The organism is Amycolatopsis sp. NPDC051371 (assembly GCF_040682155.1).
In the GTDB taxonomy this organism is placed as follows: Bacteria; Actinomycetota; Actinomycetes; order Mycobacteriales; family Pseudonocardiaceae; genus Amycolatopsis.
Map to the genome: position 1 here is coordinate 1 of NZ_JBFBAG010000050.1, position 20,582 is coordinate 20,582.

At 70.9% G+C, this 20,582-nt stretch carries 19 protein-coding genes, 1 rRNA gene and 1 pseudogene; 14 read left to right on the forward strand and 7 right to left on the reverse strand.

Features of this window, described 5'->3' with window-relative positions:
• Positions 1 to 130 precede the first annotated feature (130 nt).
• Positions 131 to 247, forward strand: a 5S ribosomal RNA gene (rrf, locus tag AB0M59_RS42505).
• A gap of 332 nt (positions 248 to 579) precedes the next feature.
• Here the strand turns inward: rrf and AB0M59_RS42510 are convergent.
• The gene (locus AB0M59_RS42510) at positions 580 to 1,029 is read right to left on the reverse strand and encodes an Lrp/AsnC family transcriptional regulator (protein WP_364627193.1); all 450 of its coding nucleotides are present in this window, start codon (positions 1,027 to 1,029) and stop codon (positions 580 to 582) included.
• Positions 1,030 to 1,358: 329 nt separating this feature from the next.
• On the opposite strand from AB0M59_RS42510, the gene AB0M59_RS42515 reads away from it, so the two are divergent.
• The 6 genes from AB0M59_RS42515 to AB0M59_RS42540 all read left to right on the forward strand — a co-directional run bounded on the left by AB0M59_RS42515 (position 1,359) and on the right by AB0M59_RS42540 (position 7,510).
• The gene (locus AB0M59_RS42515; RefSeq protein WP_364627195.1) at positions 1,359 to 1,568 is read left to right on the forward strand and encodes a rhodanese-like domain-containing protein; all 210 of its coding nucleotides are present in this window, start codon (positions 1,359 to 1,361) and stop codon (positions 1,566 to 1,568) included.
• Positions 1,569 to 1,587: 19 nt separating this feature from the next.
• Positions 1,588 to 2,337, forward strand: a complete 750-nt coding sequence (locus AB0M59_RS42520; RefSeq protein WP_364627196.1) for a type 1 glutamine amidotransferase — start codon at positions 1,588 to 1,590, stop codon at positions 2,335 to 2,337.
• Between the two features lie 94 nt (positions 2,338 to 2,431).
• A complete protein-coding gene (locus AB0M59_RS42525) occupies positions 2,432 to 3,565 on the forward strand; it encodes an inorganic phosphate transporter (RefSeq protein WP_364627198.1) in 1,134 nt (377 codons plus the stop codon).
• A gap of 29 nt (positions 3,566 to 3,594) precedes the next feature.
• Complete coding sequence (locus tag AB0M59_RS42530; protein WP_364627200.1) at positions 3,595 to 6,570, forward strand: bifunctional [glutamine synthetase] adenylyltransferase/[glutamine synthetase]-adenylyl-L-tyrosine phosphorylase; 2,976 nt, start codon at positions 3,595 to 3,597, stop codon at positions 6,568 to 6,570.
• Positions 6,571 to 6,584: 14 nt separating this feature from the next.
• Positions 6,585 to 7,013 carry an acyl-CoA thioesterase gene (locus AB0M59_RS42535; protein ID WP_364627202.1) on the forward strand — a complete coding sequence of 143 codons (429 nt, stop codon included), beginning with the start codon at positions 6,585 to 6,587 and terminating at the stop codon, positions 7,011 to 7,013.
• 2 nt (positions 7,014 to 7,015) lie between these two features.
• A complete protein-coding gene (locus AB0M59_RS42540) occupies positions 7,016 to 7,510 on the forward strand; it encodes a GNAT family N-acetyltransferase (protein ID WP_364627204.1) in 495 nt (164 codons plus the stop codon).
• A gap of 70 nt (positions 7,511 to 7,580) precedes the next feature.
• On the opposite strand, the gene glnA is transcribed toward AB0M59_RS42540, so the two are convergent.
• Complete coding sequence (gene glnA, locus AB0M59_RS42545) at positions 7,581 to 9,005, reverse strand: type I glutamate--ammonia ligase (protein WP_364627206.1); 1,425 nt, start codon at positions 9,003 to 9,005, stop codon at positions 7,581 to 7,583.
• A gap of 270 nt (positions 9,006 to 9,275) precedes the next feature.
• Here glnA and AB0M59_RS42550 point away from each other — a divergent pair, with 270 nt between their 5' ends.
• The gene (locus AB0M59_RS42550) at positions 9,276 to 9,665 is read left to right on the forward strand and encodes an RDD family protein (protein ID WP_364627316.1); all 390 of its coding nucleotides are present in this window, start codon (positions 9,276 to 9,278) and stop codon (positions 9,663 to 9,665) included.
• A 57-nt stretch (positions 9,666 to 9,722) separates the two neighbouring features.
• On the opposite strand, the gene AB0M59_RS42555 is transcribed toward AB0M59_RS42550, so the two are convergent.
• On the reverse strand, positions 9,723 to 10,451 hold the full coding sequence (locus AB0M59_RS42555) for a DUF4191 domain-containing protein (protein WP_364627208.1): 729 nt from the start codon (positions 10,449 to 10,451) through the stop codon (positions 9,723 to 9,725).
• A 65-nt stretch (positions 10,452 to 10,516) separates the two neighbouring features.
• On the opposite strand from AB0M59_RS42555, the gene AB0M59_RS42560 reads away from it, so the two are divergent.
• From AB0M59_RS42560 to AB0M59_RS42575, 4 genes are all read left to right on the forward strand, one after another.
• On the forward strand, positions 10,517 to 12,598 hold the full coding sequence (locus tag AB0M59_RS42560; protein ID WP_364627209.1) for an ATP-dependent DNA helicase UvrD2: 2,082 nt from the start codon (positions 10,517 to 10,519) through the stop codon (positions 12,596 to 12,598).
• 345 nt (positions 12,599 to 12,943) lie between these two features.
• The gene (locus AB0M59_RS42565) at positions 12,944 to 13,201 is read left to right on the forward strand and encodes a hypothetical protein (RefSeq protein ID WP_364627210.1); all 258 of its coding nucleotides are present in this window, start codon (positions 12,944 to 12,946) and stop codon (positions 13,199 to 13,201) included.
• Between the two features lie 150 nt (positions 13,202 to 13,351).
• On the forward strand, positions 13,352 to 13,708 hold the full coding sequence (locus AB0M59_RS42570; protein ID WP_364627212.1) for a WhiB family transcriptional regulator: 357 nt from the start codon (positions 13,352 to 13,354) through the stop codon (positions 13,706 to 13,708).
• Complete coding sequence (locus AB0M59_RS42575; protein ID WP_364627213.1) at positions 13,705 to 13,962, forward strand: hypothetical protein; 258 nt, start codon at positions 13,705 to 13,707, stop codon at positions 13,960 to 13,962. Before AB0M59_RS42570 ends, AB0M59_RS42575 begins: the two co-directional genes overlap by 4 nt.
• A 328-nt stretch (positions 13,963 to 14,290) precedes the next feature.
• Here the strand turns inward: AB0M59_RS42575 and AB0M59_RS42580 are convergent.
• Positions 14,291 to 15,289: pseudogene (locus tag AB0M59_RS42580) on the reverse strand (IS481 family transposase).
• Positions 15,290 to 15,716: 427 nt separating this feature from the next.
• Between AB0M59_RS42580 and AB0M59_RS42585 the strand changes: the two are divergent.
• On the forward strand, positions 15,717 to 16,592 hold the full coding sequence (locus tag AB0M59_RS42585; protein ID WP_364627215.1) for a methyltransferase: 876 nt from the start codon (positions 15,717 to 15,719) through the stop codon (positions 16,590 to 16,592).
• Positions 16,589 to 16,768 (forward strand): hypothetical protein, encoded by a 180-nt coding sequence (locus tag AB0M59_RS42590; protein ID WP_364627216.1) that lies wholly within the window; start codon positions 16,589 to 16,591, stop codon positions 16,766 to 16,768. Before AB0M59_RS42585 ends, AB0M59_RS42590 begins: the two co-directional genes overlap by 4 nt.
• A gap of 114 nt (positions 16,769 to 16,882) precedes the next feature.
• Here AB0M59_RS42590 and AB0M59_RS42595 read toward each other — a convergent pair whose 3' ends face one another.
• The 3 genes from AB0M59_RS42595 to AB0M59_RS42605 form a co-directional block, all read right to left on the reverse strand.
• On the reverse strand, positions 16,883 to 17,767 hold the full coding sequence (locus AB0M59_RS42595) for a hypothetical protein (protein WP_364627218.1): 885 nt from the start codon (positions 17,765 to 17,767) through the stop codon (positions 16,883 to 16,885).
• A 162-nt stretch (positions 17,768 to 17,929) separates the two neighbouring features.
• On the reverse strand, positions 17,930 to 19,270 hold the full coding sequence (locus tag AB0M59_RS42600) for an AarF/ABC1/UbiB kinase family protein (protein WP_364627220.1): 1,341 nt from the start codon (positions 19,268 to 19,270) through the stop codon (positions 17,930 to 17,932).
• Between the two features lie 60 nt (positions 19,271 to 19,330).
• Positions 19,331 to 20,377 (reverse strand): hypothetical protein, encoded by a 1,047-nt coding sequence (locus AB0M59_RS42605; RefSeq protein ID WP_364627222.1) that lies wholly within the window; start codon positions 20,375 to 20,377, stop codon positions 19,331 to 19,333.
• Between the last annotated feature and the right edge of the window lie 205 nt (positions 20,378 to 20,582).

Below are 20,582 nucleotides of genomic sequence, written 5' to 3' on the forward strand. Positions count from 1 at the left end.
GTAATGTGTTGTCGAGTTGACTGGTACTAATAGGCCGAGGACTTGTCTACGAAGGTGTTACGCATCCACTCTACGGTTCTGAAACACCACACGGCTGTTGTTTGTTGAGCAGTGTGTTGTTTCGTAGTGTTTCGGTGGTTTTAGCGTCAGGGAAACGCCCGGTCCCATTCCGAACCCGGAAGCTAAGCCTGATAGCGCCGATGGTACTGCAACCGAAGGGTTGTGGGAGAGTAGGACACCGCCGAACTTACGTTGGGATAGGCCCCGGTTGAGAACTCATGGTTCTCCCGGGGTCTTTCTCATGTCCGCATCCACTCTCCCCGACCCCCAGGCCCGCGAGTTCCGCCTCCAATCACGCGAGTTCGGTTTTCAATCACGCGAGTCACGTCCCTGATCACGCGACTGACGACCGGGATCACACCAGCACTGGCCCGAATCACGCGACTGACGGCCCGACTCACGCGAGCGCCGGCCGCGGGAGCGCCACCGCCGGCCCGGCCGGCGCGACGTGATGCCCCTCCAATCACACGTGATGCCCCTCGAGACACGCGTGATGCCTCCCGGATCACCTGCGAACCCTCAAACCGGGGGCGGCCGCGGCACCGGCCGGCTCCGCAGCGGGCTCGACAACACCAGCGACGTCGTCGTCTCCCCGTACCGCTGCACCTTCTCGACCAACGCCTCCAGCTCCGCGGTGTCCCGGCACAGCACCCGCAGGATCCAGCACTCCTCCCCGGTGACGTGGTCCGCCGAAACGACCTGCGGCAGCGGCAACACCGCCGTCCGGAACCGCGGGGTGTCCAGACTCCGCACCCGGGCCCGCACCATCGCCTCGATCGGCAGTCCCAGCTTCGTCGTGTTGACGCGAGCCGCGTAGCCCGTGATGACTCCGCGCTCCTCGAGACGGCGCACCCGCTCCGTCACCGCCGAGCCTGACAGCGACACCCGTCGGCCCAGCTCCGAAAAGCTGAGCCGGCCGTCCTCCTGGAGGAGCTCCAGCAGGTGCCAGTCGACGTCGTCGAGGTCCACCGTGATTCTCCCAAGGTGAGCGGGGCCAGAACCGGGAAATCCCCGGCCTGCCCGGGCTTCCACGCCGATTCTGCCCTGTGTCCGGCCCCTTGAAGCCAGCAGGATTCAAGGCATGACCACCGCACGCACGCTCACTGTCCCCGCCCCGGCGCCCGAAGCCGCCACGCAGTACTTCGGTGCCGAACTCGCCTTCGAGGTCGATCCGGACGATCTCGTCCGGGACCTCGAGGCCGGCCGTACCGACGGCTACGTCATCGTCGAGACGCGCGCCGAGGGAGACCTACGCCCAAGCTCGCATTCCCGGCGCCATCAACCTGCCCTACCGGGACATGACGGCCGAGACCACGGCTCACCTCGACAAGCAGATCGTCTACGTCTGCTACTGCGAGAGCAGCAACTGCAACGCCGCCACCAAAGGCGCCCTCAAGCTCGCCGAACTCGGGTTCAAGGTGAAACGGCTCTCCGGCGGCATCACCGCCTGGATCGCCGCCGGTTACCCGATCCAAGGTGAACCAGGCGGGATCCGGTGCGCCTGCTGACGCACCTACCCTGGAAGACGTGACACGACTGCTCATCATCCAGCCGGACGCGTCGGACCCGCTCGGCCCCCTCGGCGACTGGCTCACCGACGCCGGCGCGGAGCTCGACGTCCGGCTGCCGCCGAAGGACGACCTCCCCGACGACGTCGACGCCTACCGGGGCGTCGTCTGCCTCGGCGGCGGCATGGCCGCGGAGGACGACGCGAAACACCCTTGGCTCTTCGACGTGCGGCGCCTGCTGGCGAAAGCGGCGACGAAGAGGATCCCGACGCTGGGTATTTGCCTCGGCGCCCAGCTGCTGACCGTCGCGACCGGCGGGCGCGTCGAGGTCGGGCGGGACGGGCCCGAGGTCGGTCCGCACCTCGTCTCCAAGAAGGACGCGGCGTGGACCGATCCGCTCTTCGCCGAGATGCCGCTCATGCAGGACGTCCTGCAGTTCCACAACGACGCGATCACCCGGCTCCCGCCCGGCGCCGAGCTGCTCGCTTCCGCGCCGCTGTACCAAAACCAGGCTTTCCGGTTCAACCGTTGTGTCTACGGTGTCCAGTTCCACATCGAGACGACGCCCCTTGTCGTCGAGAGCTGGGCCGCCGACGAGCCCGAGATGGCGGAATTCGCCCGTCCGGGCTCACTCGAGCACGACGCGTTGATCACCGTGCACCACGACATCGAGGAAACCTGGCGCCCGTTCGCGCAACGGTTCGTCCGGTTGGCCGCCGGAGAGCTCGAGCCCGCCGCCGACAGTCAGCGCTCGTTACCGCTGGCTTAACGGCAAGGGTCACGATAAGCAACATCCTGTTAACGCCAGGCGTCACCCTTCAGGTACCTTGCGGAAGGAGTCCCACAAGGGTTCGGAGGTCGGGGTGGAACCCTCGTTGCTGGTCGTGCTCGTCGTCGTCACGGCCTTGGTTTTCGATTTCACGAACGGGTTCCACGACACCGCGAACTCGATGGCGACGTCGATCGCCACCGGGGCTCTCAAGCCCCGCGTGGCCGTCGCGATCTCCGCGGTGCTGAACCTGGTCGGCGCGTTCCTGTCGGTGGAGGTCGCCAAGACGATCTCCAGCGGCCTGGTGGACGACACGAAGATCGGCCCGTCGATCGTCTTCGGCGGGCTGATCGGCGCGATCGTCTGGAACCTCGTGACGTGGTTCGTCGGCCTGCCGTCGAGCTCGTCGCACGCCCTGTTCGGCGGCCTGATCGGCGCCACCTGGGTTTCGGCGGGCACCGACTCGGTCCACTTCGGAAAGATCGTCGAGAAGGTCCTGATCCCGGCGGCCGCGAGCCCGGTGATCGCCGGTGTCGTGGCGATGATCGCGACGTACTTCGTCTACCGCTTCCTCGTCCGCGGCCGCCCGGCCACGCGTGGGTTCAAGGTCGGCCAGGTCGTCTCGGCGTCGCTCGTCTCGCTCGCCCACGGCACCAACGACGCGCAGAAGACGATGGGCGTCATCACGCTCACGCTCGTCACCGCAGGCAGCCTGCCGGCGGGCGCGTCGCCACCCGTCTGGGTGATCATCAGCGCCGCCTGCGCCCTCGCGGCGGGTACCTACCTCGGCGGCTGGCGGATCACCCACACCCTCGGCAAGGGCCTCACGGACATCGAGGGTCCGCAGGGTTTCGCCGCGCAGACGAGCTCGGCGCTGGTCATCCTGATCTCGTCGCGGCTGGGCTTCCCGCTGTCGACGACGCACGTGTGCTCCGGCGGGATCATCGGCTCCGGCGTCGGCCGCCGGGAGGCGCCGGTGCGCTGGCGGATGGCGGGCCGGATGGTCATCGCGTGGCTGTTCACGCTGCCCGCCGCCGCGATCGTCGGCGCGGTGTCCGGCAAGATCGCCTCGCTCGGCACCGCGGGCACCATCGCCGTCGGCGTCGTCGGGATCGGCGTCGGCCTCGGCATTTACCTCCTGTCGCGACGCCACCCCGTCACGGCGCACAGCTTCCAGGTCCCCGAGCCGACACCCGCCGGGACCGAACCGGGCCGGCTCGCCGCCTGAGCCGAGTTTCGCGGGATACGGTGGTCGTGATGGCAGACCGCGCGCGATCGACCGCTTCGGCGGCGAGGTACGGCTTCACCGATTCCCGTGCCGAGGGTCAGTTGCGCGCGGCCGGCTGGTGGGACGACGCGGGCCCCGTCGAGGCCGCCGCCGACGTGCTCGCGGCGTTGTCCCGGACCGCGGACCCGGACCTCGCGCTGCGCGGGATCGACCGGATCCGCGAGGCCGACGAGGGTGAGTGGACCCGGCTCGAAGAACAGCTGCGGGCCCATCGCACCCTCCGCGGCCGCTTCCTCAGCGTGCTCGGGACGTCGAGCGCGCTCGCCGACTTCGTCGCCGCGAACCCGGAGCAGTGGCAGTCGCTCACCGGCGACAAGTGCACGGACTCCGAGTGCTACCGGGAAAACCTGCGGACGTCGCTCGTGCGTGACGACGGTTCGGTGGTCACCGGGCTCGAAGCCGAGCAGGCCCTCAAGGTCGCCTACCGCGGCCAGTTGCTCGGCATCGCCGCCGCGGACCTGGGCCACCTCGTCGAGGCCGGGCTCGAGCACCCGAACTACGCCGAGGTCGCGGCGCAGCTGACCGAGCTGGCCGAGGCCGCGCTCGCCGCCGGGCTCGTCGTCGCGGAAGCCGAGGTCGGTGCGTCCGCCGAGGGCAGCCTGGCGATCATCGCCATGGGCAAGTGCGGCGGCCGGGAACTCAACTACGTCAGCGACGTCGACGTCATCTTCGTCGGCTCCGACGACCTCGGCGTCGCCACGCGGCTGGCCAGCACGACCATGCGGATCGTCGGGAAGGCGTGCTTCGAGGTCGACGCCGCGCTGCGCCCCGAAGGCAAGGCCGGCGCGCTCGTCCGGACGCTGGAGAGTCACCAGGGCTACTACCAGAAGTGGGCCAAGACCTGGGAGTTCCAGGCGCTGCTCAAGGCTCGCCCGGTGGCGGGCGACGCCGAGCTGGGGCAGCAGTACGCCGAGATGGTCGCGCCGCTGGTGTGGTCGGCGGCCGACCGCGACAACTTCGTCGGCGAGGTGCAGCAGATGCGCCGCCGCGTCGAGGGGCACGTGCCGTCCGAACACGCCGAACGCGAGCTCAAGCTGGGCCGCGGCGGGCTGCGGGACGTCGAGTTCGCGGTGCAGCTGCTGCAACTGGTGCACGGCCGCGTCGACGCCGACCTGCGTTCGCCGTCCACGATGGACGCGCTCGCCGCGCTCGGCGAAGGCGGCTACGTCGGCCGCCAGGACGCGGCCGAGCTGGGCGCGTCGTACGAGTTCCTGCGGATGATCGAGCACCGGCTGCAGCTGCGGCGGTTGCGCCGGACGCACCTGTTCCCCGCGACGTCGGACACCGACGAGCTGCGGATCCTGGCGCGGGCCAGCGGGATCAAGGCGAGCGGCGGCAAGAGCCAGGGCGACTCGCTGCTGGCCGAGTTCCGCAAGCACGGCAAGGGCATCCGGCGCCTGCACGAAAAGATCTTCTACCGGCCGCTGCTGCAGTCCGTCGCGAACGTGCCGACCGAAGCGCTGCGCCTGACCACGAAACAAGCCGCCAGCCGGCTGGCCGCACTCGGCTACACCGCCCCCGACGGCGCGCTCCAGCACATCAAGGCCCTCACCTCCGGCGTCTCGCGCCGCGCCGCGATCCAGCAGGCGCTGCTGCCGGTGCTGCTCGACCTCCTGGCCGACACCCCCGACCCCGACGGCGGGCTGCTGTCGTACCGGAAGGTGTCCGAGGCACTCGAAGACACGCCGTGGTACCTGCGGGTCCTGCGCGACGAGGGCACGGTCGTCGAGAACCTGGCCGCCCTGCTCGGCACGTCCCGGCTGGTGCCGGACCTGCTCGTGCGCGCGCCGGAGGTGCTGCGCCTGCTCGGCGACCCGGCCCGGCTGCTGGGCCGCGCGCCCGCCGAGGTGGCGACGTCGCTGCGGGCCGCCGTCCGGCGTCAGCCCGGGTTGAACGCCGCCGTCGCGGCCGCGCGTTCGCTGCGGCGGCACGAAATCCTGCGGATCGCGTGCGCCGACCTGCTCGGCCTGCTCGACGTGCCCGCGGTGTGCGAAGCGCTGTCCAGCGTGTGGGTGGCGGTGCTGCAGGGCGCGCTGGCCGCGGCGTTCCGGCAGCGCCAGGCGGAGCTGGGTCGCACGCCGGCGCGCATCGCCGTGATCGGGATGGGCCGCCTCGGCGGCGCCGAACTCGGCTACGGCTCCGACGCCGACGTGCTCTTCGTGTGCGAGCCGTCCGAAGGGGTCTCGGACGCCGATGCGGTGAAGTTCGCTTCGTCGGTCGCGGAGACGGTCCGGAAGATGCTCGGCGCGCCGAGTTCGGACCCGGCGCTGGAGGTAGACGCCGACCTGAGGCCGGAAGGGCGGAGCGGGCCGCTGGTCCGGACGCTGGAGTCGTACCGCACGTACTACGCGCGCTGGGGCGAGGTGTGGGAAGCGCAGGCGCTGCTGCGCGCGAGGTTCGTCGCGGGCGACGACGACCTCGGCGAGCGCTTCATCGCGATGATCGACCCGATCCGCTACCCCGAAGGTGGCCTGGACGGGACGAAGGCGCGCGAGATCCGCCGCATCAAGGCGCGCGTGGAGACCGAGCGGATGCCTCGCGGAGCCGACCCGACGCGCCACACGAAACTCGGCCGCGGCGGCCTCGCCGACGTCGAATGGACGGTCCAGCTGCTGCAGTTGCAGCACGCGCACACTGTTCCGGGGTTGCGGACGACGTCGACGCTGGACGCGCTGGCCCGGTTGCCGGAAGCGGGCCTGGCCGAACAGTCCGAAGCGGACTCGCTGCGGGAGGCGTGGCTGCTGGCGACGAGGGTGCGCAACGCGGGGATGCTCGTGCGCGGCAAGGCGGTCGACGAGGTCCCGGGATCGGGCCGCGACCTGGTGGCGGTGGCCCGGGTGCTGGGCCAGTCGGCGGCCGACGACCCCGGCGAGTTCCTGGACACCTACCGCCGCATCACCCGGCGGGCGCACACGGTGGTCGAGCACCTGTTCTACGAGGCCTGACCTACAGTGGGCTGGTGACTGAACGCGAGCCGTTCCGGACCCGGATCAAGGTCCGGCACTACGAGCTGGACACCCTGGGCCACCTCAACCACGCCGTCTACCACTCGTACGGCGAGGTTTCGAGACTGGAGCTGCTGGAGCAGGCGGGCGCGATGGCGGGGCTGGGCAACGTCGCGTCGGTGCTGCTGGAGTCCCACATCGTGTTCCGCCGCGAGCTGCGCGCGGGCGACGAGGTCGACGTGACGTGCGACGTCAAGTTCGGCAGCGGCAAGACGTTCTCGATGGACTCGAACATCTACAAGCTCGACGGCACCCTGGCCGCGGAGATCACCTGCACGCTGGGCCTGATGGACCTGGAAGTCCGCAAGCTGGTGGCGGACCCGCGCGGCCGGTTCGTCGACGCGGGCGCGAATCTGAAGCTGCTGTCGACCTCGGAAGGCTGAGGGTGGAGATCCGCCCGGCCGGTCCCGCCGACTGGCCGGGCATCTGGCCGATCGTCCACGACGTCGTCACGGAGCAGCAGACGTTCCCGTACGACCCGGAGATGACCGAGGACGAGGCTCGCCGCGGCTGGCCCCTGCCCGCGCCGGCCCGGGTGGTCGTCGCGGCCGACGGCGACCGGGTGCTGGGGACGGCGAACATGTACGCGAACCGTCCCGGCCCGGGGAGCCACGTGGCCTCGGGAAGCCTGATGGTCGCGGCTTCGGCTCGTGGCCGGGGAGTGGGCCGGGCGCTGGCGACGGACATGATCACGTGGGCGCGCGAGGCAGACTTCGCGGCGATCCAGTTCAACGCGGTGGTGGACACCAACGAGACGGCGATCCGCCTCTACGAGAGCCTCGGCTTCACGACCCTGGGCGTGGCCCCGGGAGCGTTCCGCCACCCGGTCCACGGCGACGTCGGCCTGCGCATCATGTGGCTGGACCTGCGCCCGTCCTGAAACGAGAAACGCCGGCGACGAGGGCTCTTCGCTCCTCGCCGCCGGCGTGCCCAAGGGACGCGTCAGCGGATCACACGTCGTAGTACAGGGCGAACTCGTACGGGTGCGGGCGAAGCCGCAGCGGGTCGATCTCGTTCTCGCGCTTGAAGGAGATCCACGTCTCGATCACGTCCGGCGTGAAGACGCCGCCCTCGAGGAGGTAGTCGTGGTCGGCCTCGAGGGTGTCCAGCACCGTGCCGAGGTCGCCCGGGACCAGCTTGACGTTCTTGGCCTCCTCGGGCGGGAGCTCGTAGAGGTCCTTGTCGATCGGGTCCGCCGGCTCGATCTTGTTCTTGATGCCGTCGAGCCCGGCCATCATCATCGCCGAGAACGCCAGGTACGGGTTGCCCGAAGAGTCCGGGCAGCGGAACTCGGCGCGCTTCGCCTTCGGGTTGTTGCCCGTGATCGGGATGCGGACGCAGGCCGAGCGGTTGCGCTGCGAGTAGACCAGCGAAACCGGCGCCTCGAAGCCCGGCACCAGACGGTGGTAGGAGTTCACCGTCGGGTTCGTGAAGGCCAGCAGGCTCGGCGCGTGCTTGAGCAGGCCGCCGATGTAGTGGCGCGCGGTGTCCGACAGGCCGGCGTAGCCCGACTCGTCGTGGAACAGCGGCTGGCCGTCCTTCCACAGCGACTGGTGGCAGTGCATGCCCGAGCCGTTGTCGCCGGCGAGCGGCTTCGGCATGAACGTCGCGGTCTTGCCCGCCGCGAACACCGTGTTCTTCACGATGTACTTGAACAGCTGCAGGTCGTCCGCGGCGTGCAGCAGCGTGTTGAACTTGTAGTTGATCTCGGTCTGGCCGGCGGTGCCCACCTCGTGGTGCGCGCGCTCGATCTCGAAACCGGTGTTCGTCAGGTTGCGGACGATGTCGTCGCGCAGGTCGGCGAAGTGGTCGACCGGCGGGACGGGGAAGTAGCCGCCCTTGAACTTCGTCTTGTAGCCCTGGTTGCCGCCGACCTCGTCGGTGCCGGTGTTCCACCAGCCCTCGACCGAGTCGATCTCGTGGAACGAGGCGTGCTCGGCGGAGTCGAAGCGGACCGAGTCGAAGATGTAGAACTCGGCTTCGGGGCCGAAGTAGACGTTGTCGGCGACGCCGTACTCGGAGATGTACTGCTCGGCCTTGCGCGCGATGTTGCGCGGGTCGCGGCTGTACGCCTCACGGGTGAACGGGTCGTGCACGAAGAAGTTGAGCGCGAGCGTCTTCGCCTTGCGGAACGGGTCGATCCGCGCGGTCGCCGCGTCCGGCAGCAGGAGCATGTCGGACTCGTGGATGGACTGGAAGCCGCGCACCGAGGAGCCGTCGAACGCGAGACCCTCTTCGTAGGCCTCTTCGGTGAAGGCCTTCGCGGGGACCGTGAAGTGCTGCATCACGCCGGGCAGGTCGCAGAACTGGACGTCGATGACCTCGACGTCCTCGTCGGCGATGAGGCGCTGGATGTCGTCTGGAGTAGTGGGCACCCTCGGTGACTCCTTCTCGTTCGAGCTCGTTCGGCAGTGCTCTCTTCGGCTCACGCTAAGAGGGCGGTGTTGCCCGACCGTCACCCGTATGTTTCGCGGGTGTTAACGGGTGGGTGGATACCGGCTATCCGACCAGGGCGGATGTGGTCCGCGCCACCGGCATACCCTGGATGGGTGGCGAGATGGACCGGTGAATGGCTGCCCGGCACCGGCGAGGGCCGGCAGGACGCTGATCAGCACGAGTCGCGGTGGCCGGGCGAGAAGTTCGGTTTGCCCGAATCGGGCGTGGGCTCGGCGGCGAGCGGGGGTGCGCGGCTGCTCGGGCTGATCGTCGACCTCGTCATCGCGGCCCTGGTCACGGCCATCTTCCTGCACCCCAGCCTGCAGGACCCGGTCGCGATGCAGAACTTCAACCTCTGGTCCGGCGGCGTGTGGGCGGTGATCTCCGTCGTGTCGGCCGGCTTCTTCGGGTTCACGCCCGGGATGGCCGCCGTCGGCGTCCGCGTCGCCCGGCTCGATGGCGCCGCGCTGGTCGGGCCGCCGCGCGCGCTGGTCCGGGCGGTGCTGACGTTCGTGATCATCCCGGCGGCGGTCCGCAACGCCGACGGCCGCAGCTGGCTCGACCGCCTGACCGGCACCGTCGTCATCCGGATGCGCTGACCGCACCCGCGAGAAAGGCCCCGTCCTCGAGGACGGGGCCTTCGTCGTCGGTACGGGTCAGCGACGGCGGATCGTGCGCTGGACGTTGCGCATCTTCGCGCCGGCCGGCATCGGGCCCTTCGGCATCGCCGCGCCGCGGTTGCCGAGCGCCGCCAGCTTCGCCTCCAGCGCGTCGACCTGGGCCGGCTTGAGGTTGCGCGGCAGCTTCATCAGGAAGCCCTGGAGCTTCTTCAGCGGGATCTGGCCGTCTTCGTGGCCGATCGTCACGTCGTAGATCGGCGTGTCACCGACCAGGCGGGAGACGCGCTTCTTCTCCTGCGCGAGCAGCGTCTTGACGCGGTGCTGCGCGCCCTCCGCGACGAGCACCACACCCGGGCCGCCCAGCACGCGGTGCACGGCGTCGAGCTGCGTCGTCGCCGCGACGGTCGGCGTCACCTTCCACTTGCCGCGGAGGTTCTCCAGCGCCCACGCCGCGGCGCCGGGCTGGCCGTCGGCCTTCGAGTAGACCGTCTTCTGGACGCGCCGGCCGAAGATGATCATGGCGAGCAGGGCGCCGAGCACCAGGCCCAGCGGCAGCAGCACCCACTGCGAGTCGAAGAAGAACCCGATCCCGAACGCCACGCCGGCGACGACGACGATCGACCCGACCATCCACGGGATGAGCCACGGGTCTTCCTTGCGCTGCATCTTGAAGGCCTCGAAGAGCTGGCCACGGCGGGCCTTGCTCGCCGCGCGCTTCGCCTTCTTGGCCTGCTTGGCCGCTTCCTTGTCCTGCTGTCCCGCCATCAGACCAGGATACGGCCGCGTGCCCCTGCCCCGATTCCCCGTCCCCCTCTGCGAGGATGCCGGACGTGACCGGCGTACTTTCCCCCAAGAGCCTGAACCGTTTGCTCGATGGTCTCGACCCCGAGCAACGCGCCGCCGCCAGTGCCCCGCGGGGGCCGGTCTGCGTGCTCGCCGGGGCCGGCACGGGCAAGACCCGCACGATCACCCACCGGATCGCCCACCTCGTCCGATCCGGGCACGTTTCCCCTGGTCAGGTGCTCGCCGTCACGTTCACGACGCGGGCCGCGGGGGAGATGCGGACGCGATTGCGCGGCCTCGGCGTCGAAGCCGCGCAGGCCCTGACCTTCCACGCCGCCGCCCGCCGCCAGCTGCGCTACTTCTGGCCGCGCGTGGTCGGCGACCGGCCGTGGGACCTGCTGGAGAACAAGTTCCGCTACGTCGGCCAGGCCGCGACCCGGGCCAAGCTCGGCACCGAGACCGAGGTCCTGCGCGACCTGGCGAGCGAGATCGAGTGGGCGAAGGCGTCGCTGATCAGCCCGGACGACTACCCGGCCGTCACCGCGCGCACCCAGCGCGACATCCCGGCGCCGGCGGCGCAGGTCGCCGAGGTGTACCGCACCTACGAAGAACTGAAGAACGCCGCGCAGGTGCTCGACTTCGACGACCTCCTGCTGCACACGACGGCGGTGCTCGAGGAGCACGGCGTCGTCGCCGAGGAGTTCCGCGACCGCTACCGCTGCTTCGTCGTCGACGAGTACCAGGACGTCACGCCCCTGCAGCAGCGCCTGCTCGACGCCTGGCTCGGCGGCCGTGACGACCTGACCGTCGTCGGCGACGCCAACCAGACCATCTACTCCTTCGGCGGCGCGTCGCCGAAGTCGCTGCTGGAGTTCACGCGGCGCTACCCGGACGCGACCGTCGTCCGGCTCGAGCGCGACTACCGGTCGACGCCCGAGGTCGTCTCGCTGGCGAACCGGGTCATCGGTGCCGCGCGCGGGCGGCCGGCGGGCTCGCGGCTGAAGCTGATCGGCCAGCGGCCGCCGGGCCCGGAGCCGCGTTTCGCCGAGTTCGACGACGAGGCGGTCGAGGCCGAGGCCGTCGCCGGGCGGGTGCGCGAGCTGCTGGACGGCGGCGTCGCGGCGAGCGAGATCGCGGTGCTGTACCGGGTGAACGCGCAGTCGGAGGCGTACGAGTCGGCGCTGACCGCGGCCGGCGTCCCGTACCTGGTCCGCGGCGGCGAGCGGTTCTTCAACCGGACCGAGGTCCGGCAGGCGATGTCGGCGCTGCGGGCCGCGAGCGGCGACGGCAGCTCCGACCTGGTCACGACGGTGCGGTCGGTGCTCGCCCGCGTCGGGCTCACCGAGTCGCCGCCGGCGGGCGGCGCGGCCAAGGAGCGCTGGGACGCGCTCCTGGCGATCGTCGAGCTGGCCGAGGAGCTGTCGGCGACGGTCGAGGACGCGGACCTGCCCCGCTTCAACGCCGAGCTGGACCAGCGCGCGGCGGCCCAGCACCCGCCGACGGTCGAGGGCGTGACGCTGGCGTCGCTGCACGCGGCGAAGGGCCTGGAGTGGGACGCGGTGTTCCTCGTCGGGCTCGCCGAGGGGACGATGCCGATCCTCCACGCCGGCGACGACGAAGCGGCGATCGAGGAGGAGCGGCGGCTGTTCTACGTCGGCGTGACGCGGGCCCGCGAGCACCTCTGGCTGTCGTGGGCGCTGGCCCGCACACCGGGCGGTCGGCGCAACCGGCGTCGCAGCCGTTTCCTCTACGGCCTGATCCCGGAGGATCACCCGGCCGCCCGGGCCGCGCGCAGCCAGCAGAAGCCGGCGACGCCGATCAAGACGCGCTGCCGCGTCTGCGGCGGGCCGCTGCTGGAGACCCTCGAGGTCAAGCTGGGCCGCTGCGGGAAGTGCCCGTCGACGGTGGACGAAGGGTTGCTGGAGCGCCTGAAGTCCTGGCGCGGCGATCGGGCCCGCGAGCTGAAGGTGCCGGCGTTCGTCGTGTTCACCGACGCGACGCTGATGGCCATCGCCGAGCAGCGCCCGATGGACGAGGCGGCGCTGGTGTCGATCTCGGGGATCGGTGCGACCAAGCTCGAGCGGTTCGGCACGGAGATCCTCGGCGTGGTGCGGGCGTCAGCGGAGTAGCGACGCGGCTTGATCACCTTTGGTACGGCCCGGTCTCGGCCGGGCCGGCCTCGGGTGTCGTAGCTCGGGCGGGCCGACTCGACCGGGCGATCGCGTCCGCGTCACTCGTGCGGCGGTGTTGCGGCGATGCGGTGTTGACCGCGTCCGAGCCATGATCGACGCGGCGAACCCGCTGCTCAGGGGCGATCTTCGTATCTTCGAGGATTTTCCGGTTAATTGAGTTGCCCCGGTGTGGTGGGGAGCAATAACCTGCCAGTACCGAGCCCGAAGGGCTCGGCTGGGGATCCACGTGACAGCGCCGCTCGGCGGCCGTGTGTGCAGAGTACAGAAGGAGGTGCCGGTGAAATGATCAACACCATGACGCTCACGAATCCGGGCACCCGTCTGTCCTGCGCCGCGGAAGTCGCGGCTGCTCAGCGCCCGGGCATCGATGTGTCCGTGAGCGCGCACGAGGTCCGTGGCATGCGTCGCGTCGAGCGGCGTTGGGCCACCGGTGACGTCGTCTTCGGGACGCAGGGCGTTCTCGCCTCGTACCCGCAGGCCGATCTGCCGACCATCAAGCAGTTCCGTGTTCCGTTGTCGCTACGGGAGCGAAGTTCCTGACCTAGTCAGGACTAGAGGCTCACGAAGGCCGCGGAACCGGAAAACCCGGATCCGCGGCCTTCGTGTTTTTGGCTGCACAACCCAAGAGGAACAGCATTGCCCAGCTCCATCTCCCAACCGAAAACCCGTACGACACAAGGAGGAACTGCCATGTCTTCGGCCATCGCCTACACCTCGGGTGAGGCAATATTCGCCGACCTGCTCGACCCCATCGCCGTGCCGGACGCGGCTCTGCCCTGCCGTTCGGGCGACGCGGACCTGTGGTTCGCCGAGTCCCCGGCCGAGCTCGAGCGCGCGAAGGCGCAGTGCACCGACTGCCCGGTGCGCGAGGCCTGCCTGGCCGGTGCGCTGGCCCGGCGTGAGCCGTGGGGCGTCTGGGGCGGCGAGATCTTCGAGCGCGGTGTCGTGATCGCGCGCAAGCGGCCCCGTGGCCGCCCGCGCAAGAACGCTGCCGTCGACCCCGCCGCGGCCAAGGCCCGCGGCGACCACCGGAGCGCCGCCGCATGAGCGTCGAACCGGTCACCACGAAGGACCACGAAGCGCGAATGTGCGGTCCGCAGCTGCAGTTGACGAAGACCGAGATCGAGGAGATCAGCGAGATGTTGCTTTACGAAGAACTGTCCAGGGCCCGAATACGGGATCTGGAAGAGGGGGTCCGCGCCCAGCGGGCCCGAGGTAGCGCGCGTGCCGTACGCCGCTGGACGCGAGTGGCCCGATGGGCGTCTCGCCGAGCGGAGCGGTACGAGCTGGACCAGAACTGAGCACAGGCCCCTGCCGCCTCCGGGCGGCGGGGGCCGTTGTGCTGCCCGGCGGGCGCTTTTGTCCTATCTCCGGGCCGGGCCCGGCCGGTCGGCGGCGTACTCGGTGGCGGCCCTGCTCGGCGGTGGTTGCGCGCCCGGGCGACCGCCGGCCACGGCCCGAGGCCTGCCGTGCGGTTGCTCGCCGGCGTGCATGCTTCGCCGGGTGTTTGCCGCACGGCAGTGCTCGGTCGCGACACCCGGGCGCCGGCGTGGGCTCGCCCGCGTGCACGTTTCGATGGGCGCTAGCCGCTCGGTGGTGCTGTTCGCCACGGCATCCGAGCGCCGACGGTTAATTGTGATGTCCAGGGAGGTTGGTCAGCCGGGTGACCGGCGGCTTGCCGCCGGTTGAGCTGTGGGGTCGGTGGTAATTGTAGAAGTGCAGCCATCCCGGTAGCGCTGCCCGGCGGTCGTGTTCGCTGGGATAGAAGCGGGCGTAAGCCCATCCGTCGGCCAGGGTGCGGTGGAACCGTTCGATCTTCCCATTGGTCTGCGGCCGGTAAGGCCGGGTCCGTTTCGGGGTGATGCCCAGCTCGGTGCACGTGTCGCGCCAAGCCGACGAGCGATAGCAGGCACCGTTGTCCGACAGTACGCGTTCGACCGTGACGCCGCGGTCGGCGAACCAGGCGACCGCGCGCCGGAGCACACCAACGGCGGTATCGGCTTTCTCGTCGGCGCAGATCTCGGCGTAGGCGATGCGGGAGTGGTCGTCGACACGGTATGCACGAAAGCCACCCCGGTGCGGGCGTGGCGGTCGGTACTCCAGGTTCCGGTGCGTCGCGAGGTGACGGATCGGTTCTTGTCGCCTTGCTGTTTGCCGACGTAGCGCCAGCCGCCGCCGTCGGGGATGTTGCCGAACTTGGTGACATCGACGTGGATCAGCGAGCCGGGGTGGTCGTGTTCGTAGCGGCGCAGCGGTTCGCCGGTGACCCGGTCGATCCGGGACAGGCGGTTGATCCGGCAGCGCACCAGCACCGCGTGCACCGTCGAGGCAGGGACGCCGAGCCGGCCGCCGATCTGGACCGGGCCCCAGCCGCTGCCGCCACCGCAGCCGCACAACCGCCCGTACCAGGTGCTCGGGTGTGCGGGTCGGGCTGTGATGCGGACGCGAGCTGCGATCAGCCATCCCGGCCACGCCCTCGAGTCGGTAGCGGTCGGCCCACTTCGCGGCGGTCTTGGTGGCGACCATGAACATCTTCGCTGCTGCGGTGCAGGTCCAGCCCTGCTCGACGATCAGACGGGCCAGCCGGAGTCGGGTGCGTGGGGTCAGGGTGGCATTAGGGTGGGACACGAAGGCCTCCGGGCGGTGACGTGGTTCCTAGACAGCTCCACTTCACAACCGGAGGCCTTCACCTGTCAGCACGACAGGCCGCCACCAGGTCACCTCATCTCGGGACAACGTCCCTGGACATCACAGTTAATCGCCGAGGGGCGACTCGCCGGGATCTTTCGCCGGGGTGGAAGCGGCGCCGGGTCCTTGTCGGTCGGTGGCACTGTTCGGCCGCCGTAGCCCGAGCGTCGACGGCCTCGTCGCCGAGGGCGACTCGCCGGCCCCCTCGCCGGACGTGCATCTTCGCCAGGGCCTTGCCTCTCGGTGCTGCGCGGCTGCGGCACCCGCATGCCGGCGCGAGCTCGCCTGGTGTGCGGACCTGCGGGTATGGGGTCGGTGTCCTCCTTCAGGTGCTGTTCGGTCGCGGCCGCTGGTGTTGAATGGGGTGATGTCCGTACACACCCACGACGACATCGATTGGGCGGATCGGCTCGCTCAGCTGCGCATGGCCGACTCGCTCGATGCCGGTGCGCTCGCGCCCGTCGCGCGGCGGTTGCTCGGGCGGGTGCCCGGGCGGCCGACCCTGCTCGATGTCGGGTGTGGGGCCGGCGGGATGAGCGTGCTCTTCGCGCGTGAGCTCGTCGCCCGTGGGGATGGGGGCACCATCGCGCTCCTCGATGCCACGCCTGAACTGCTGGCCGAGGCGCGGCGGGCCGTGTCCGGGGCCGCCGGTGGGGATGTCGAGGTCGTCGGCGTGCACGGGGACCTCGCCGATCCGCGGCTGGCCGAGCGGGTGCCCGCCGCCGATCTCGTGTGGGCTTCGGGCGTTGTGCACCACGTCGGTGATCAGCAGGCCGCCTTGCACGCCCTTGCCCGGCTGGTGCGGCCCGGTGGGGTGCTCGCCCTCGGCGAGGGTGGTCTCGAAATGCGGTGCCTCCCTTGGGATCTCGGGGTGGGACGGCCCGGGCTGGAGCAACGGCTGCTCGCCGCGCGGGCCGAGTGGTTCGCCGGGATGCGGGCCGGGCTTCCGGGCAGCGTCGCCATGCCCTACGGCTGGCCGCGCGCCCTTCGCGAGGCCGGGCTCGAGGACGTCGAGTCGTTCGGTGCGCTCATCGATCACCCCATGCCGGGTTCGGACTTGCTGCGCGAGTACGTCGTGCAGCGCGTCGGGTGGCTTGCCGAGTCGGCCGGGGATCGGCTTGATGCCGATGATCGCGCCACCGTCGCCGCGCTGATCGACCCCGACGGCCCGGACTTCCTCGGCCGCCGGGACGACCTGTACCTGTTCGGCGCCAAAGCGATCCACTGTGGACGGTTGCCGTGAGCGAGCCGGTCGCGTGCACGCGGTGCGGGCGCACCCGCGGCGCCGACGAGGATCCGGCTACGGCGCTCGCTTGGGTGTCCAGCCGCGAGCGGGGCGGCCTGCGGTGGCTGTGCCCGGACTGCGCGCGGCAGCACGTGCGCGACATCGAGGGCAAGCTGCCCGACGAATACTGGTGATCGTTCCGCGCTCCTGCGGGGTGTGACCGCGCACGGCCAGCACGCGCGGGTTGGTCGGTGGGATGGCGCGGCCGCATCGAGGCGCGCGGCGCTGCTGACGGTTCCCGTAAGTCGTCATGCCGCGTCGCCGACGGGGGTCATCGGGACCGCGCGGACCTTCGGGCGCGGCGTGCGGGATGCCTCGCCGAAGGCTTGGGCCAGCTCTCGCGCCACCTCGCGCGGGACCTGGCGCAGCTGGCGGACCGTGCAGCGGACCAGGACGATCCCGGTCGCCGCCAGGGCCAGGTGTGAGAAGCCGCCGGTGCCGGGACCGCAGCGGTACTGCCAGGCCAGGCCGATCTCGTCCCACCACGCGTCCGCCTCGCCGATGCGGCGGCCTCGGCGGTCGCAGATCGTCAAGTCCCAGATCGGCGGTGGGAGGTGCGCCTTGTCCAGGGCCTGCACTGCCAGGCCGTGGGCCTGGATCGGGCCCTCGTCCAGCTCGCCGAGCACCTTCCGGACCGCCGCCGTGCCGCGCTGGGGCCCTTCGGTCAGCTCTGTCAGCAGCTCCTGCCGGTCGCACAGGCCCCAGTAGAGCGGGAGCGTCAGCAGGTGGCGGATCCGCGCCGGGTCGGGCTCGGACCTCGCCATGTCGAGCGCCGCCCGGGACGGCGGGGCGAACGGCAGCCCGTCGACCACCACCGGCGCCGGCATCCGGGCCGTGCGCGCCGCGCTGACGCCGTCGCACGCCGCCACCCGGCAATGGTCGGGTACCAGCAGCCGGATCTCGTCGTCCGTCGGGCACTTCACGCCGTGGGCCTGCAACGCGTCGGCGCCCGTGATCACCACCCGCGGCCCGTAGCGCACCAGGGCGGCGTGCAGCAGCTGCTGCCGCGTCGGAGCGTTGTTGCGCAGCAGGACGACACCGGGGTGCAGGCGGCGCCACGGCCCGCCGGGGCCGCAGAGCCGCCGGGTTCTTCGGTCGGACACCCCGGCCTTGCGCAACTGTTCGAGGTTCATCACCTCGCACGAGCCGGGATTACTGAGGGACAGTGGATCAGTGCATTGAGTAGCGGTCATCAACCGAGCATGACGGCTCGGCCAACCGGGTGGAACCCCGTTCCCCGCAGCTGTGGACAACTCGCCGGAATCCGGCCGTTCGCGGACCGGCCTGTGGACAACTCAGGCGGCGAAACCGGGCTGCCAGCGCTCCACGATGCCGCGTGCCGGGATCTCCGCGTCGAGCTGGCAGAGGATGCCCGTCGACCCGGCCGTGACCCGGTGGATCATCAGGTACTCGGGCGGCAGGTTGAGCGACCGCCCGACCCGGAAGTCGTTGCCGCGGCTGTCGCCGACCCGCCAGGCCTGCCGCTGCATCCACTTGCGCGTGAAGTGGAACATCGGCTCCGCCAGCGGCTCGGTGAACGGCGCCAGGTACGCGAGCACCTCGTCCGCGGCCAGGTCGCTGTCGGCGCGGATGAACCGGTTCTCGCGCAGCAGGCGCATCAGCCCGGCGGACTCGCCGTCGAGGGCCAGCCGCGTCATCTCGCCCAGGTGGCGGGGGATGCCGTCGGGCAGCCGGGCGACGCCGCCGAAGTCGATGACGCACAGCCTGTCGTCGGCCGTGATCATGAAGTTGCCCGGGTGCGGGTCCGAGTGCAGCAGGTGGACGCGCTCGGGCGACGAGTAGTGGAACTCCGCCAGCAGCCGGCCCGCCAGGTTTCGCGTCTCGCGGTCGCCGTCCGCGATGACCTTGGACAACGGCGTGCCGGTCACCCACTCCGTCACGACGACCTTCGGCGCGCTGGCCACCACGCGCGGCACCAGGATGCCGGGATCGCCCTCGAACGCCTTCGCGAAGGCGCGCTGGTGCTGGGCCTCGGACTGGTAGTCGAGCTCCTCGTTCATCCGCTCGGCGAGCTCGGCCAGCAGCGGCTTGACCTCCGTGCCGGGCACGAACGCCTGGAACAGCCTGCTGAACCGCTGCAGCTGCCGCAGGTCGCTGCGCAACGCCTCGTCGGCGCCTGGGTACTGCACCTTGACCGCGACCTCGCGGCCGTCGTGCCAGACCGCGCGGTGGACCTGGCCGATGCTCGCGGCCGCCGCCGGCTCGTCGTCGAACGAGGCGAACCGGCTGCTCCAGGTGCGGCCCAGCTGCTCGGCGAGCACCCGGTGGGTCTGCCGGACCGGCATCGGCGGCGCCGCGGCCTGCAGCTTCGTCAGCGCCTCGCGGTACGGCTTCGCCATGTCGTCCGGTACCGCCGCCTCGAACACGCTCAGCGCCTGGCCGAACTTCATCGCCCCGCCCTTGAGCGTGCCGAGCACCTCGAACAGCTGCTCGGCTGCCTTCGCCGACAGCGTTGCGTTGACCTGCTCCGCGCTTTGACCGGCCAGCCGCTTGCCCCACCCGCCGACCGCCCGGCCGGCGATCCCGAGCGGCAGACTGGCGAGCTTGGCAGTACGGGCGGCACCCTTGCGCGGCATCGCGGGATCACGATCGCCTGGGTCGCGGAAGTCGGTCACCTCCGCGATTCTGCCTTGCGACCTCGGCGGCGCGCAGCCTGCTCACGGCGTCTTAGTGGCCTACGTCTCCTGTTGCGGTGCCGGAGCACCGCAACCGCACCGCGGGTGCGGGGGCCAGCCGCGGTGGCGGATGCGGCCGTCGAAGGCGTCGATCTCGAGGGTCGCGTTCCACGCCGGCGGCGCCGGCTCGGCGGGGGAGAGCAGCCGCATGGCCTGCGCGACGGCCAGCGATGCACAGGCGTGGACGGCGCCGAGGTCGGGCCGCTGGTGCCGGCCGGTCAGCTGGCCGGCGACGCGCGGCCAGCACGGGTCGAGGTCGGTCCGGTGCAGGTCGGCGCAGCGCAGGCACGAACTGCGGCCCGGGACGACCAGCGGCCCGACGATGCCCGTCCCGTCGCGGACGCGGACGGCCAGGTGCGGGACGCCGTCCGCCATCAGCTCGGTGACGACCTCCGGCGCGGGGACGACGGCGTCGGTGAGCAGGGTCAGCTCCGGGTACCGGTCGTGCAGGCGGGTCACGCGGACCTCGGGATCGACCCGGCGGAGCAGGTCGCCGAGGGCCTGGCGCCGGGACCGGCCCAGGTCGGCTTCGGTGAAGCCGGTGCCCAGGTCGTCCTCGGTCACCGTGCCGGGCAGCTCCAGCTCGACGTGCCCGATCCCGGCGTTGGCCAGCAGCACGGCGACCGCGACCGCCACCCGGCCGTTGCCGTGCACCGTGACCGCGGTGGCGCGCCGCAGGTCGCTCAGCGCGGTCTGGTGGTGGCGCGCCCGCAGGGACCAGAGGCCGGTTTCGCCGCGGAGCCCCGGACCGTCCGGGCGTCCAGCGTCGGTGACCAGGCCGAGCGCGGCCAGCTGCCGCAGCAGTGTCCGCAGCTGGTCGCGGTGTTCGCTCTCGGCGAGCAAGAGCCGCTCGACGGGCTTGCTTCCGTCGAGTTTTCGCAGCCGCGCGACGAGGCGAGGCGGCAGGCCTTCGACGATCACGCCGTGGCGCGGGTCGAGCCCGAGCTGGATCTCGCGCGGGCCGCGTTCGAGCACCGTGATGCCCGGGAGCAGGGCGGGATGGGCCGGCAGGAGCACCGGTGGCATGTCCGCGGTGGAGAGGATCATGTCCGGAGGATGGCACCCGGCGGCGACGATCGAGCCCGCGAAGGCGCCGGATCGGCCGAGTTGTCCACAAGTGAACGAGGCTGTGGACAACTCGGCTCTGTGACCTCAACGCGCTCGGACTTGTCGGTGCCGGGCCTTACCGTTGTCGAGTGGTCGAAGCACAGATGCCCTCGCTGAGAGGCCGGGGGGACACGAACCCCCTGTC

Bases quoted from the DNA above. Each gene is read 5' to 3' on its own strand.
- AB0M59_RS42515 (WP_364627195.1), top strand. From the start codon at position 1,359: ATGACGGCCGAGACCACGGCTCACCTCGACAAGCAGATCGTCTACGTC.
- AB0M59_RS42530 (WP_364627200.1), top strand. From the start codon at position 3,595: ATGGCAGACCGCGCGCGATCGACCGCTTCGGCGGCGAGGTACGGCTTC.
- AB0M59_RS42555 (WP_364627208.1), bottom strand. From the start codon at position 10,451: ATGGCGGGACAGCAGGACAAGGAAGCGGCCAAGCAGGCCAAGAAGGCG.
- AB0M59_RS42565 (WP_364627210.1), top strand. From the start codon at position 12,944: ATGATCAACACCATGACGCTCACGAATCCGGGCACCCGTCTGTCCTGC.
- AB0M59_RS42570 (WP_364627212.1), top strand. From the start codon at position 13,352: ATGTCTTCGGCCATCGCCTACACCTCGGGTGAGGCAATATTCGCCGAC.
- AB0M59_RS42575 (WP_364627213.1), top strand. From the start codon at position 13,705: ATGAGCGTCGAACCGGTCACCACGAAGGACCACGAAGCGCGAATGTGC.
- AB0M59_RS42585 (WP_364627215.1), top strand. From the start codon at position 15,717: ATGTCCGTACACACCCACGACGACATCGATTGGGCGGATCGGCTCGCT.
- AB0M59_RS42595 (WP_364627218.1), bottom strand. From the start codon at position 17,767: ATGAACCTCGAACAGTTGCGCAAGGCCGGGGTGTCCGACCGAAGAACC.
- AB0M59_RS42605 (WP_364627222.1), bottom strand. From the start codon at position 20,377: ATGATCCTCTCCACCGCGGACATGCCACCGGTGCTCCTGCCGGCCCAT.